General features: G+C 67.6%; 12 protein-coding genes. 7 read left to right on the forward strand and 5 right to left on the reverse strand.

The window, feature by feature from the left end:
- Positions 1-6 precede the first annotated feature (6 nt).
- From ACYJSS_RS19010 to ACYJSS_RS19040, 7 genes are all read left to right on the forward strand, one after another.
- The gene (locus ACYJSS_RS19010) at positions 7-495 is read left to right on the forward strand and encodes an Hcp family type VI secretion system effector (RefSeq protein ID WP_111264318.1); all 489 of its coding nucleotides are present in this window, start codon (positions 7-9) and stop codon (positions 493-495) included.
- A 228-nt stretch (positions 496-723) separates the two neighbouring features.
- Positions 724-1509, forward strand: a complete 786-nt coding sequence (locus tag ACYJSS_RS19015; RefSeq protein ID WP_111264319.1) for a type VI secretion system accessory protein TagJ — start codon at positions 724-726, stop codon at positions 1507-1509.
- 2 nt (positions 1510-1511) lie between these two features.
- Positions 1512-2030 carry a type VI secretion system baseplate subunit TssE gene (gene tssE / locus ACYJSS_RS19020; RefSeq protein WP_111264320.1) on the forward strand — a complete coding sequence of 173 codons (519 nt, stop codon included), beginning with the start codon at positions 1512-1514 and terminating at the stop codon, positions 2028-2030.
- The gene (gene tssF / locus ACYJSS_RS19025) at positions 2027-3886 is read left to right on the forward strand and encodes a type VI secretion system baseplate subunit TssF (RefSeq protein ID WP_111264321.1); all 1860 of its coding nucleotides are present in this window, start codon (positions 2027-2029) and stop codon (positions 3884-3886) included. The genes tssE and tssF overlap by 4 nt, the downstream gene beginning before the upstream one ends.
- On the forward strand, positions 3850-4866 hold the full coding sequence (gene tssG, locus ACYJSS_RS19030) for a type VI secretion system baseplate subunit TssG (protein WP_111264322.1): 1017 nt from the start codon (positions 3850-3852) through the stop codon (positions 4864-4866). The genes tssF and tssG overlap by 37 nt, the downstream gene beginning before the upstream one ends.
- A gap of 290 nt (positions 4867-5156) precedes the next feature.
- A complete protein-coding gene (gene tssH, locus ACYJSS_RS19035) occupies positions 5157-7856 on the forward strand; it encodes a type VI secretion system ATPase TssH (protein ID WP_236204803.1) in 2700 nt (899 codons plus the stop codon).
- A 127-nt stretch (positions 7857-7983) separates the two neighbouring features.
- Complete coding sequence (locus ACYJSS_RS19040; RefSeq protein ID WP_371921737.1) at positions 7984-9897, forward strand: type VI secretion system Vgr family protein; 1914 nt, start codon at positions 7984-7986, stop codon at positions 9895-9897.
- 447 nt (positions 9898-10344) lie between these two features.
- Here ACYJSS_RS19040 and ACYJSS_RS19045 read toward each other — a convergent pair whose 3' ends face one another.
- The 5 genes from ACYJSS_RS19045 to ACYJSS_RS19065 form a co-directional block, all read right to left on the reverse strand.
- Positions 10345-10869 carry a hypothetical protein gene (locus ACYJSS_RS19045; protein WP_111264325.1) on the reverse strand — a complete coding sequence of 175 codons (525 nt, stop codon included), beginning with the start codon at positions 10867-10869 and terminating at the stop codon, positions 10345-10347.
- Positions 10870-11133 (reverse strand): hypothetical protein, encoded by a 264-nt coding sequence (locus tag ACYJSS_RS19050; protein ID WP_111264326.1) that lies wholly within the window; start codon positions 11131-11133, stop codon positions 10870-10872.
- An 8-nt stretch (positions 11134-11141) separates the two neighbouring features.
- Positions 11142-12410 carry a PAAR domain-containing protein gene (locus ACYJSS_RS19055; RefSeq protein ID WP_111264327.1) on the reverse strand — a complete coding sequence of 423 codons (1269 nt, stop codon included), beginning with the start codon at positions 12408-12410 and terminating at the stop codon, positions 11142-11144.
- 46 nt (positions 12411-12456) lie between these two features.
- The gene (locus ACYJSS_RS19060) at positions 12457-12891 is read right to left on the reverse strand and encodes a DcrB-related protein (RefSeq protein WP_111264328.1); all 435 of its coding nucleotides are present in this window, start codon (positions 12889-12891) and stop codon (positions 12457-12459) included.
- A gap of 577 nt (positions 12892-13468) precedes the next feature.
- Positions 13469-13897 carry a GTP pyrophosphokinase gene (locus ACYJSS_RS19065; RefSeq protein ID WP_236204802.1) on the reverse strand — a complete coding sequence of 143 codons (429 nt, stop codon included), beginning with the start codon at positions 13895-13897 and terminating at the stop codon, positions 13469-13471.
- Between the last annotated feature and the right edge of the window lie 208 nt (positions 13898-14105).

The raw sequence follows: 14105 nt of genomic DNA on the forward strand, positions 1-14105 counted from the left end.
GGAAACATGGCTGTAGATATGTTCATCAAGATCGGCGACGTCGAAGGTGAGTCCGCCGACAAGACCCACGGCAAGGAAATCGACGTGCTGGCCTGGAGCTGGGGCATGTCCCAGTCCGGCAACATGCACCAGGGCGGTGGCGGTGGCGCCGGCAAGGTGAGCGTGCAGGACCTGTCGCTGACCAAGTACATCGACAAGTCGTCGCCGAACCTGATGATGGCCTGCTCCAGCGGCAAGCACTACCCGGAAGCCAAGCTGACCATCCGCAAGGCGGGCGGCGAGTCGCCGGTCGAGTACCTGATCATCACCATGAAAGAAGTGCTGATCTCCTCCGTCAGCACCGGCGGCAGCGGTGGCGAAGATCGCCTGACCGAGAACGTCAGCCTGAACTTCGCCCAGGTACAGGTCGACTACCAGCCGCAGAAAGCCGACGGCGCCAAAGACGGCGGCCCGGTCAAGTACGGCTGGAACATCCGCGAGAACGTCAAGATCTGATGCTCTCCCACCCGGGCCTGCGCGAGCGGGCCCGGGTGCGTTTCGAGCCACCCGCCCCGGACCGACCATGGCCAGACCCTTGCCCGACTCCCACGCAGCGGCCTCCCCTCCGCCGGTCGACCTTCGTGACGCTGCCCGCTGCCGCCTGCCCCAGGCCGCAGTGGAGAGCGCCACCTCGAGCCCCATCCCCCCTTCCCTTCGCGCAGCCCGGCTGCAGGCAGGACGACCATGACCGCCGAAGAACTACTGCGCGCAGGACGCGCCGACGAAGCCCTGAAATCCTTGCAGGACCAGGTGCGTGCCCAACCTTCCAACGCCGAGCTGCGGGTGTTCCTGTTCCAGCTGCTGGCGGTGCTCGGCCAGTGGAGCCGCGCGCAGAACCAGCTGAAGGTCGCCGGCGAGCTGGATGCCAGCACCCTGGCCATGGTGCAGACCTACCGCACCGCACTGGAATGCGAAGCCCTGCGCGCCGAGGTGTTCGCCGGCCGCCTGACCCCCGTGGTGCTGGGCGAGCCCGCCGAGTGGGTGGCGCCGCTGATCCAGGCGCTCAAGCATGACGCCGACGGCCAGCACGAAGCCGCCCAGGCCCTGCGCGACGCCGCCTTCGAAGCCGCGCCCGCCGTGGCCGGTACGCTCAACGAGCAACCCTTCGAATGGTTCGCCGACGCCGACCCGCGCCTGGGCCCGGTGCTCGAACTCATCGTCAACGGCCGCTACGTGTGGCTGCCGATGCACAACATCCAGAGCCTGGTCACCGAGGCGCCCACCGACCTGCGCGACCTGGTCTGGCTGCCGGTGGAAGTCACCCTGGTCAACGGCGGTGCCACCGTGGGCCTGATCCCCAGCCGCTACCCGGGCAGCCAGGACGACGCCGACGGCGCCATCCGCCTGGCCCGCAAGACCGATTTCCTCGACGATGGCCGCCCCCTCGGCCAGCGCCTGTTCGTCACCGACCAGGGCGACACCGCGCTGTTCGAACTGCGCAGCCTCGCCTTCGGGCATCCGGAGGCCTGAGCATGGCCGAGCTGACGCTGCAGGAACGTCTGCAACCCTCCCTCCTGGACCGGTTGACCGACGAGGACCCGAGCAACGCCAAGGAGAGCGTCGACAAGCGCGTGCTCTCCCTGTCCCAGCTCAAGGCGTCCGTCCTGCGCGACCTGGCCTGGCTGTTCAACACCATCGCGCCGCTCGACAGCGAGACCTCCGGCGAGATCCAGGCCGGCAACTCGGTGGTCAACTACGGCCTGCCGCCGCTGGCCGGGCACACCGCCTCCAGCGTCGACGTGCAGGCCATCGAAGCCCTGCTCACCGAGACCATCGCCGACTACGAGCCGCGCATCATCCGATCCACCTTGCGCGTCCGCGCCCAGCTGGCAGCCGACCAGATGAACCACAACGCCCTGTCCTTCGAGATCGAAGGCGACCTCTGGGCCGAACCCGTGCCCCTGCGCATGTTGCTCACCACCGACCTGGACCTGGAGACCGGACACGTGCAGATCGTCCCCGCCGACCACCTGCGCAGGCGCAACAAATGAACCCGCGCATGCTCGAGTACTACAACCAGGAACTGCAGCACATCCGCGAGAGCGCGGCGGAGTTCGCCGGTGAATACCCGAAGATCGCCAGCCGCCTGACCCTCTCCGGCATCGACTGCGCCGACCCCTACGTCGAGCGCCTGCTGGAAGGCTTCGCCTACCTCACCGCGCGGGTGCAGCTGAAACTCGACGCCGAGTACCCCACCTTCACCCACAACCTGCTGGAGATCGCCTACCCGCAGTACCTGGCGCCGACCCCGTCGATGACCGTGGTGCAGCTGCAGTCCGATCCCAACGAAGGCTCGCTGGCCAGCGGCTTCACCGTGGAGCGCAACGCCTCCCTGCGCGGCCTGCTGGGCACCGACGAGCAGACCGCCTGCGAGTACCGCACCTCCCAGCCGGTGACCCTGTGGCCGCTGGAGGTGACCCGGGTCGAATACTTCGGCAACCCCGCCTCGGTGCTCGGCCGCCTCGCCGCCTCCGAGCCCACCGCCAAGGCCGCCCTGCGCCTGCGCCTGCGCACCGGTGCCGGGCTGCCCTTCAGCGCCCTGCCCCTGGAAAGCCTGTCGTTCTACCTGCACGGGGCCGACGAGCAGCCCTTCCGCCTCTACGAGCAATTGCTGGGCAACGCCTGCGCCGTGTTCGCCCAGGCCCCTGGCGGCGACTGGGTCGAGCGCCTGCCGCCGGAGAGCCTGCGCCCGCGCGGCTTCGATGACGAGGACGCGGTGCTGCCGGTGGTCCCGCGCGCGTTCCAGGGCTACCGCCTGCTGCAGGAATACTTCGCCCTGCCCAACCGCTTCCTCTTCGTGGACGTGGCCAACCTGCGCCGCCCGGTGCAGCGCTGCGCCGGCCAGGAGCTCGACGTCATCGTGCTGTTCAACCGCCTCGACCCGAGCCTGGAAGGCAGCATCGGCACCGAGCAGTTCAAGCTGTTCTGCACCCCGGCGGTGAACCTGTTCCCGCGCCGCGCCGACCGCATCCACCTGAGCGACCGCGTGCACGAGCACCAGGTGATCGTCGACCGCACCCGCCCGCTGGACTTCGAGGTGCATTCGCTGACCGAGGTCAGCGGCCATGGCGCCGGCCCCGAGCAGCCGTTCCAGCCCTTCTATGCCGTGCGCGACCCCTCGCGCTACGGCCGCGAGCAGGCCTGGTACACGGTGCGCCGCGAGCCCCGCGTGCTCTCCAGCAAGCAGCGCCGCAAGGGCCCGCGCTCCACCTACATCGGCAGCGAGACCTTCGTGTCCCTGGTGGACGCCAACCAGGCGCCCTACCGCCACGACCTGCGCCAGCTGGGCATCGGCGCGCTGTGCACCAACCGCGACCTGCCGCTGTTCATGCCGGTGGGCAACGGCCGCAGCGACTTCACCCTGGAAGACAGTGCCCCGGTGCTGTCCGTGCGCTGCCTGGCCGGCCCGAGCCGCCCACGCGCCAGCCGCGCCCACGACGCCAGCGCCTGGCGGCTGATCAGCCAGCTGTCGCTCAACTACCTGTCGCTGAGCCAGGAGGGCCAGGGCGCCGCCGCGCTGCGCGAACTGCTGCGCCTGTACGGCGACCCCACCGACTCGGCGCTGCAGATGCAGATCGAAGGCCTGCGCCAGGTCACCAGCAAACCCTGCACGCGGCGCCTGCCGATGCCCGGCCCCATCGTCTTCGGCCGTGGCCTGGAGATCGGCCTGGAGTTCGACGAGAACGCCTTCCGCGGCACCGGCGTGTTCCTCCTGGGCGCGGTGCTGGAGCGTTTCCTGACACGCTACGTGTCGATCAACAGCTTCACCGAGACGGTGATGCGGACCACTGAACGGGGCGAGGTGATGCGATGGCGGGCGAAGCCCGGACGCCGTCCGAATCTGTGAACACCCTCGCGGCTATGGAGACCGCGCCCTGGAACTACGACTTCTTCCAGGCGCTGCGCCGTATCGAGTGCGAATTCCCCGAGCGCCCGCGCCTCGGCCATTCCGTGCGCCTGGCCGATGACCCGCTGCGCCTGGGGCAGAAGCCCGACTGCGGTTTCGCCCCCTCGACCCTGGCCAGCGTCGAGCACAACCCCGACGGCACGCCGCGCATCGAGCAGTACTTCTTCGGCCTCACCGGCCCCAACGGCCCGCTGCCGCTGCACCTGACCGAGTACGCCCGCGAGCGCCAGCGCAACAACGCCGACGCCACCTTCAAGCGCTTCCTCGACGTCTTCAACCATCGCCTGCTGACCCTGTTCTACCGCGCCTGGGCCGAAGCGCGCCCGACCGTGAGCCAAGACCGCCCCGCCGACGACTACTGGTCGCCGCGCCTGGGCGCCCTCTCCGGCCGTGGCATGCAAAGCCTGATGGGCCAGGGCCCGATCGACGACGCCGCGCGCTACTACTTCACCGGCCACCTGGCCGCGCAGACCCGCTACCCGGACGGCCTGCGCAGCATCCTCGCGGAGTTCTTCGGCGTCCCCGTGGCCATCGAGGAGTACGTCGGCCAATGGCTGGAGCTGCCCGAGTTCAGCCGCCTCGGCGCCCAGGCCAGCACCCTGGGCACCGACCTGTGCCTGGGCACCCACGTGTGGGATCGCCAGCACAAGTTCCGCATCCGCATCGGCCCGCTGGACCTCTCGCAGTACCAGCGCTTCCTGCCCGGCGGCGAGCTGTTCCACGAGCTGGCCGCCTGGGTCGCCGAGTACCTGGGCGAGGAGCTGGACTGGGACGCCAACCTGGTGCTCAAGCGCGGGGAAGTCCCCCCCGTGACCCTGGGCGGCAACGACCGCCTGGGCCTCAACACCTGGCTGGGCAAACCCGCCGAGGACGCCGACGACCTGCTGCTGGCGGTGAGTCATTTGAGCCATGGTGAGTAATGTTGATGAGGCCATGCCTCGCTCTTTAGTGGGTCCCCGCGTGCGCGGGGATGACGACGAATGCAGGAATGACGACATGCGCGGGGATGACGACGTGCGCGGGCGACGGCGAGCGCTGGGGTGACGGCATTCACGGGGACGTCTCCGTGCACCGTCACCCTCGCGAACGCGGGGGCCCACTGGACTAGCGAACCACTGAACAGATGACAACCGGAGCGCATGGAGCGCTCCAGACAGGACCAACCACACGGCCATCACTGCAAGCGTGCCGTCAGGAAAAGGAGAGCAAGATGAGCGAAATCAGTCGTGCCAAGCTGTTCGGGAAGCTGAACAGCCTCGCCTACAAGGCGATCGAAGCGGCCACGGTGTTCTGCAAGCTGCGTGGCAACCCCTACGTCGAGCTGGTGCACTGGTTCCACCAGATCCTGCAGCTGCAGGACTCCGACCTGCACCAGATCATCCGCCAGTTCAACATCGAGCCGGGACGCCTGGCCAAGGACATCACCGAGGCCCTGGATCGCCTGCCCCGTGGCTCGACCTCGATCACCGACCTGTCCTCCCATGTCGAGGAATCGGTGGAGCGCGGCTGGGTCTACGGCAGCCTGATGTTCGGCGAAAGCCAGGTGCGCACCGCCTACCTGGTGGTCGGCATCCTCAAGACCCCGAGCCTGCGCCACGCCCTCAGCGCCATCTCCCGCGAGTTCGACAAGATCAAGGTGGAAACCCTGATCGAGCGCTTCGACGAGATCGTCGGCAACTCCCCGGAGAACGCCCTGACCGCCACCGACGGCTTCAACGCCGGCGCCGCCCCGGGCGATGCCAGCGGCGCCATGGCCCCGGCGGCCATGGGCAAGCAGGAAGCCCTCAAGCGCTTCACCGTGGACCTCACCGAGCAGGCCCGCAGCGGCAAGCTGGACCCGATCGTCGGCCGTGACGACGAGATCCGCCAGCTGGTGGACATCCTCATGCGGCGCCGCCAGAACAATCCGATCCTCACCGGCGAGGCCGGCGTGGGCAAGACGGCTGTCGTGGAAGGCTTCGCCCTGCGCATCGTCGCAGGCGACGTGCCGCCCTCGCTGAAGGACGTCGAGCTGCGCGCCCTGGACGTGGGCCTGCTGCAGGCCGGCGCCAGCATGAAGGGCGAGTTCGAGCAGCGCCTGCGCCAGGTGATCGAGGACGTACAGAGCTCGCCCAAGCCGATCATCCTGTTCATCGACGAAGCCCACACCCTGGTGGGTGCCGGTGGCGCCGCCGGCACCGGCGATGCCGCCAACCTGCTCAAGCCGGCCCTGGCGCGCGGCACCCTGCGCACCGTGGCGGCCACCACCTGGGCCGAGTACAAGAAGCACATCGAGAAGGACCCCGCCCTCACCCGCCGCTTCCAGGTGGTGCAGGTGGACGAGCCCTCCGAGCACCGCGCCATCCTGATGATGCGCGGCGTCGCCTCGACCATGGAGAAGCACCACCAGGTGCAGATCCTCGACGAGGCGCTGGAGGCGGCGGTCAAGCTGTCCCATCGCTACATTCCCGCGCGCCAGCTGCCGGACAAGTCGGTGAGCCTGCTGGACACCGCCTGCGCCCGCGTCGCCATCAGCCTGCATGCCGTGCCGGCCGAGGTGGATGACAGCCGCCGCCGCATCGAGGCGCTGGAGACCGAGCTGGCCATCATCGGCCGCGAGCACGCCATCGGCGTCGCCATCGGCAGCCGTCGCACCGACGTGGAGAGCGCGCTGGTCGAGGAACGCGCCCGCCTGGCCGGGCTGGAAGAGCGCTGGAACGAAGAGAAGGCCCTGGTCGACGAGCTGCTGGCCACCCGTGCCAGCCTGCGCGCCGCCGCCGAGCCGGTGGACGGCACCAGCCGCGAGGCCGGCGCCGACGCCCCGAGCCTGAGCGAGGACGAACTGAACGGCCTGCGCGCCAAGCTGGCCGACCTGCAACAGCGCCTCACCGCGCTGCAGGGCGAGACGCCGCTGATCCTGCCGACCGTGGACTACCAGGCCGTGGCCTCGGTGGTCGCCGACTGGACCGGCATCCCGGTGGGCCGCATGGCACGCAACGAGATCGAGACCGTGCTCAACCTGGGCACCCACCTGAAGAAGCGCATCATCGGCCAGGACCATGCCCTGGAGATGATCGCCAAGCGCATCCAGACCTCCCGCGCGGGGCTGGACAACCCCAGCAAGCCCATCGGCGTGTTCATGCTCGCGGGCACCTCGGGCGTCGGCAAGACCGAAACCGCGCTGGCCCTGGCCGAAGCCATGTACGGCGGTGAGCAGAACGTCATCACCATCAACATGAGCGAGTTCCAGGAAGCGCACACCGTCTCCACCCTCAAGGGTGCCCCGCCCGGCTACATCGGCTACGGCGAGGGCGGCGTGCTCACCGAGGCGGTACGGCGCAAGCCCTACAGCGTGGTGCTGCTGGACGAGGTGGAGAAGGCCCACCCGGACGTGCACGAGATCTTCTTCCAGGTGTTCGACAAGGGCGTGATGGAAGACGGCGAAGGCCGGGTGATCGACTTCAAGAACACCCTGATCCTGCTCACCACCAACGCCGGCACCGACCTGATCGCCAGCCTGTGCAACGACCCCGAGCTGATGCCCGAACCCGAGGGCATCGCCAAGTCGCTGCGCGAGCCGCTTTTGAAGATCTTCCCGCCGGCGCTGCTGGGCCGCCTGGTGACCATCCCCTACTACCCGCTGACCGACGAGATGCTCAAGAGCATCACCCGCCTGCAGCTGGGCCGCATCAAGAAGCGCGTGGAGGGCTCGCACAAGGTGCCCTTCGACTTCGACGACAAGGTGGTGGACCTGGTGGTCTCGCGCTGCACCGAGACCGAGAGCGGGGGTCGCCAGATCGACGCCATCCTCACCAACAGCATGCTGCCGGACCTCTCCCGCGAGTTCCTCGGCCGCATGCTCGAAGGCCGCAAGGTCGAGAAGGTGACGGTGGGCGCCGAGAACGGCGAGTTCACCTACAGCTTCGATTGAAGCGACGCGGCGCGCCCCACGACGGGGTGCGCCGCCTGATATGTGGAAGGTTCCGGCGCGTCGGAACCCGGCAGTGACGCGTACAGCGCTAAGGAAGTGTGGGATGGCGATTTCGCAACGGGCACGCATGGCCAAGGTCAGCAGCCCGCTGGGCGGCGATGCATTGCTGCTGGACCGGCTGGATGGCCATGAGGAGCTGGGACGGCTCTTCGACTACGAGCTGAACCTGATCTCGGAAGATCACTCGATCCAGCTCGATGCCCTGCTGGGCAAGCCCATGGGCGTTTCCCTGGAGTTGCCCGACGGCAGCCAGCGCTACTTCCATGGCATCGCCAGCCGCTGCAGCCAGACCGCCGGCAGCGGCCAGTTCGCCGGCTACCACGTGAGCCTCAAGCCCTGGCTCTGGTTGCTGTCGCGCACCTCCGACTGCCGCATCTTCCAGAACAAGACGGTGCCGGACATCATCAAGCAGGTGTTCCGCGACCTCGGCTTCTCCGACTTCGAGGACGCCCTCACCCGCACGTACACCGAGTGGGAATACTGCGTCCAGTACCGCGAGACCAGCTTCGAGTTCGTCAGCCGCCTGATGGAACAGGAAGGCATCTACTACTACTTCCGCCACGAGCAAGCGCGCCACGTGCTGGTGCTCTCCGATGCCTACGGCGCCCACGCGCCGGTGGCGGGCTATGGCACGGTGCCCTTCTACCCGCTCGCGGACCAGATGCGCGAGCGCGACCACATCTACGACTGGTACCTGGCCCGCGAGGTGCAGCCGGGTTCGCTGTCGCTCAACGACTACGACTTCCAGCGCCCCAGCGCCCACCTGCAGGTGCGCTCCACCGTCAGCCGCGCCCACAGCAACGCCGAGCTCCCGCTGTACGACTACCCCGGCGAATACACCCAGAGCCAGGATGGCGAGCAGTACGCGCGCAACCGCATCGAGGCGATCCAGACCCAGTACGAGCGCGTGCACCTGCGCACCAATGCGCGCGGCCTGGGTTCCGGGCACCTGTTCAAGATGAGCGGCTACCCGCGTGCCGACCAGAACCGCGAGTACCTGATCGTCGGTGCCCGCTACCAGGTCAGCCAGGAGAGCTACGAGAGCGGCTCCGCCGGCGGCCCGTTGCAGTTCGAAAGCGCCCTGGACTGCATCGAGGCGCGCCAGCCCTTCCGGCCGATGCCCACCACCATCAAGCCCATCGTCCAGGGGCCGCAGACGGCCATGGTCGTCGGCCCCAAGGGCGAGGAAATCTGGACCGACCAGTACGGCCGCGTGAAGGTGCACTTCTACTGGGACCGGCATGACCAGTCCAACGAGAACAGCTCCTGCTGGATCCGCGTCTCCCAGGCCTGGGCCGGCAAGAACTGGGGCTCGGTGCAGATCCCGCGCATCGGCCAGGAGGTGATCGTCAGCTTCCTCGAGGGCGACCCCGACCGCCCGATCATCACCGGCCGCGTGTACAACGCCGAGCAGACCGTGCCCTACGAGCTGCCCGCCAACGCCACCCAGAGCGGCACCAAGAGCCGCTCCAGCAAGGGCGGCACGCCGGCGAACTTCAACGAGATCCGCATGGAGGACAAGAAGGGCGCCGAGCAGCTGTACATCCATGCCGAACGCAACCAGGACATCGCCGTCGAGCACGACGAATCCCACTGGGTCGGCCACAACCGCACCAAGAGCGTGGACAACGACGAGCTGGCACGCATCGGCCAGGACCGCACCCGCGCGGTGAAGCGCAACGACACCCTGATGGTGGGCGGCGCCAAGGCCGACAGCGTGAGCACCCAGTACCTGATCGAGGCCGGCGCGCAGATCCGCCTGGTGTGCGGCAAGAGCGTGCTGGAGTTCAATGCCAGCGGCGAGATCAACATCTCCGGTACCGCATTCAACCTCTACGCCAGCGGCAACGGCGCCATCGACACCGGCGGTCGCCTCGACCTCAACTCCGGCGTCGCCAGCGAGGTGCCGAACAAGGGCAAGGGCATCAAGGGCGCCATCGACGCCATGGTCAAGGCGCTGTTCCCACCACCCAAGGCCTGACAGCCCCGCCCGGCCGCCGGCCGACCACCCAGGCCCTCGCCACCCAGGGTGGACCTCGCGCCATCGGTCCGCCTTGCGTGCTCGCCGGCCGCTCCGCTGGTGGATGGAAAAAGCGCCATCCACCCTACGAGCAGCTCAGGCACCGTGGAAATTCATTCGCGATGCCCTGCCGCCGGCCGATCACCCATGCCCGCGCCGCGTAGGGTGGACCCCGCTCCATCGGTCCACCTTGCGTGCTCGCCGGCAACACCTTCATCGATGTGTGCATCGCGCTCGGGGCACAGCCGTTTCCGTAGGGTGGCGTAGAGCGAAGCGAAACCCGCGCGGTGGCGGCGGCAGAAATTCGTGGACGCCCGGAAAGCACCGTTCTTGATCGCTTGCTTTAAAACCACAACTGCTAACGCAGACAGAGCCAATTCATTCGCCCAAGGGCAACGGCGTCGCGCCTCAGGCGTTGGCCGGCACGAAGTCCGGGCCGCCGAGCTTGTCGCGCACGGTCACGGCGGTGCGCAGCAGCGGTGTCCACATGCCGTCGGGGCTGTTCCAGGCGGCGCCGGCCCAGCGGGTGTCGGCCTGCAGGGCGGCCTTGTTGGCTTCCAGCTGGCGTTGCAGGGCTATCGCCACGCCGCTCATGTCCACTTCGAACAGCTCGCCATAGGGCCCTTCCGGCTGGGCGCGTTTCTTCGCCAGGCAGAAGCGGTAGTACCAGACCCAGTCGTGGGCCAGGTAGATGGCGCGGTTGCGGTCCGGGTAGGTGGCCAGGATCTTCAGCAGCGCCGCGACGAAGCGCTGGGGAAAGGCCGGGTCGTGGGTTTCGCGCCAATAGGGCACCACCAGCTGGTCGAAGGCGGCCACCACGTTCTGCGGCTCGTCGTTTTCGCTGCGCGCCTCGAGGAAATAGAACGGCTCGCCCACCAGGAAGCGGTCCAGTTCGTCGTTGGCCAGGGCGAGACGAAGCGGGCCCTCCCCCATCTAGATCGCAGTGCCGCGAAGCTTGCCCGGCTTGACTATCAGCAGGTCGTCCATTTCGCGGTTCTTGCAGCGGCGGGCGAATTCGATTGCAGCTTCGACATCGTTCTCGAGCAGGTCGAAGGTCGCCTTGTTGACCTCGTAATACTCTTCATAGTCGACGAGACCGTTGCTCACCGGGATGGACAGGAACAGGCGCCCCGACTCTTCTTCGATACCCAGGGAAAACCGGTACTCCCGGCTGACGAACAGATCGGTGAATTTCATCGTTACCTCTATAGATCCAAGGGTATCCAGTTGAACTCGCTGGGACTGATGCTGCCAGCGTCGATCACGGCTTCGGTGTTGCCGTTGGGCAGTTTGCCGCCCGGTATCCAGAATTCGTTGGCCCCCGCCTCGTTGCCCGAGGGTATGCGCAGGTTCAGCTTGCCCGGCTCCGGAATGTCGACCCGGACCAGGCTGTTGCTTTCGAGGAAGTCCTTCGGCAGGCCCAGGGCCTCTTCCATGGCGCGCTTGTCGCCCTTGGTGGAGGCCAGCAACTGGTCGGCTTCGTGCTTGGGCATTATGAACGAGGTGCCATCGCGCTGGGCGATCCCGTATTTGTCGAGGTTCGCCTTGGTCATGAAACGCGAGGCGCCCTTGTCGAACTGGCCCAGGTGCTGGGACACGTATTCCGGTGTCAGGTAGTCCGTGGCGGGCGGGCGCGAATTCTTGGGAATGGCGAGGATGTCCGCCTCGCTGAAACCCGGCTTGAACTTGGGCACTTCGGCCGCCGGGCGGCCCAGGCGCGCCATCTTCGGCCCCAGGCCGAGCATGGCCATGCCGGCCACGCCCTGCAGCAGGTCGCGGTAGCCGGGGCCGAGGCGGTCGCCCAGGTCACCCAGCAGCTCCATGCCGCCGAAGATGGCGCCTCCGATGAGTACGGTAGTGGCCAGCGCGGCCAGGCCGGCCATGGCCGCGACCACCAGGCCGACGCCCAGGGCGGCCAGGCCCAGGGCCTCCAGCCCCGTGTGCATCCAGCCCTCGATGTCCAGCACGAAGGCGACCCGCTCGGTGGGGCCGCCGATGAAGGTGTTCTCGCTGCCGCTCTTGATGTGTGCGCCGCAAACCATCTTGCTGGTGATGCGCGCCGCCGGCTTGCCGTTGATGTAGACGGTGGCGCTGCCCTCGGCGATGGTCACCTCGAAGGGCCAGATGGGGTGGTTGCACGGCAGGCCGCTGCAGGAGGACGAGGCATCCTCCCCCGCACGCATGGAGGCGCGGAGGTTGATGAAGACGTTCGGGCTGCCCCGTATCAACGCCCCCGTCGTCGGTTCCGGCAGGTTGAAGAGTGTGTTCAGGCCCTTGAGGATCTGGAACATCGAGAGGCCGCCACCGGCGATGGAGCCGGCCATCACCGCCAGGGCCACGCCGCCGGTGGCCGCCGTGGCGGCGATCACCGCCGCGCCGATCAGCGCACCCGCCACCGCGCCGGCCACCATGGCCGCCACGCCGAATCCGTGGGCTATCTCGTCGCCTAGGCGTGCCGCTGCCTGTGCATCCATGAGGTACGTCTACGTCCTTGCTGCGGGGCGCCTCGCGGCGCTCGGATCAGGCTGCCGGGGGCAGCGGTTTGAAGGTCTGCATCGCCTGTTTCCAGGCCGGCTCGTGGTACGGCAGGTCCTGGGGCGTGGTGGTGAGGGTGGCGATCAGCACTGTGGCCCTGAGCTCGATGAACACCTGGCGCAGCATCAGCTGGCGGCCTTCGCGCTGCCAGGTGTAGTCCAGCAGCACGGCGGGCGAGCCCTGGATGTTGATGTCCCATTGCTTGATCAGGGCGAAGCCCGGCAACTGCTGGCGCGCAGTGGAAAGCTGCTGCTCGATGTAGTCGGCGAACGCGCCATCGCCCTTGCTGGGGTCGCGGCTGATGACGAAGCTGGCTTCCTTGGCGGGGCCCGTTGCGGGCAGTTTGAAGATGTTGATGCTCTGGTCCTGCCAGGAGTCCGGAATATCCAGATCCGCCTCGTGGAGTCGGTAGAGAGTCACTGCTGAAGGCCTTCCCTAGTCTGTATCGCGCATGAGCGGGTCGCCGAATACCTCGCCGCGACCCGGGGGTGCGGGTTCGACAACCGGTGAGGCGAAAAATTTTCGGGGAACGCGAAACAAACATCAAGGAGCAAGGCCGCTGGATATGCCCCAGGTCTCGATTTATCTGCGCGGGGAGCGGCCTGTCGGGTTTCCCACGACCGACCAGGGAGCAGGTCGGGTGGGAGCGGATTCATCCGCGATGGGAGGCGATAGGTGCTAGAGGTCTTTTCGCGAGTAAAAATCCACGTTTTTAGAGCGTGACTTTGCTTTTGGTCCCCTATGAAGAGGGTGCAATCAGACCTCGAAACATGCAGCCGCCGCTTACTCCGGAGGTAGGGTGTGCTGCGCGCACCTCGGACTCGCCGGAAGCACCGCGCGGAGGTGCGCACGGCACACCCTACGACACGCGTTCATCCTGCAGGGCTCTCAACTCACATCGTCACAGGCAGAGCCGATGACTCATGACCGCGACCTAAGGACGTGGTTTTCCAAGTTCAAATGAATTCGCCCCTACGGGCCGGCCGGAATCGCGAGGTCAGCCCTGGGCCTCCAGCACCTGCAACGCCCTGTGGTACTTGGCCACCCGCGCCAGGTCCTTGTCATCGAGATGCGGCAGGCGCGAGACATCGAGGTTGTCGCGGATGTCGGCGAGCTTGACCCGGCGGGCCAGCGGGTTGGGGCGGATGCGCTCGATGAAGGCCTCGTAGCCCTCCCCCTCGCGCTTGCTCAGGCAGTCGATGGCGGCCAGCACCGGTTCGGGAATGCCCAGGGCGCGCAGGTCGTCGAGGCCGATGTCGCCGTCTTCCACCACATCGTGGAGCACGGCGACCATCTGCGACTCGGCATCGTCGAAGCGCAGCATCAGGCGCAGGGGGTGGAGGATATAGGCCTTGCCGGCCTTGTCGCGCTGGCCGGCGTGCACACGGCAGGCCAGGGCGATGGCACGTTCGAGGGTGTCGTTCATGGGGGCTCCGGGGCTGGGGCAGGCGGCGAGCATAGCACCCGCCCTCACCCGCCCAGCCGTTGCGAATGTGAACCCCGTCCAGAAGTGGGAAGGCCGGCCGGCGCTCGCTCATCCGCTCTCTGGACAGCGGAGCCGCTCTGCACTACAACAATCGCCGGCGAGAATCCTGCCGCCCGATCGGCAAGGTTGTTTCCCGTCACCCCGAATG

This window comes from Pseudomonas sp. No.21, assembly GCF_054558415.1.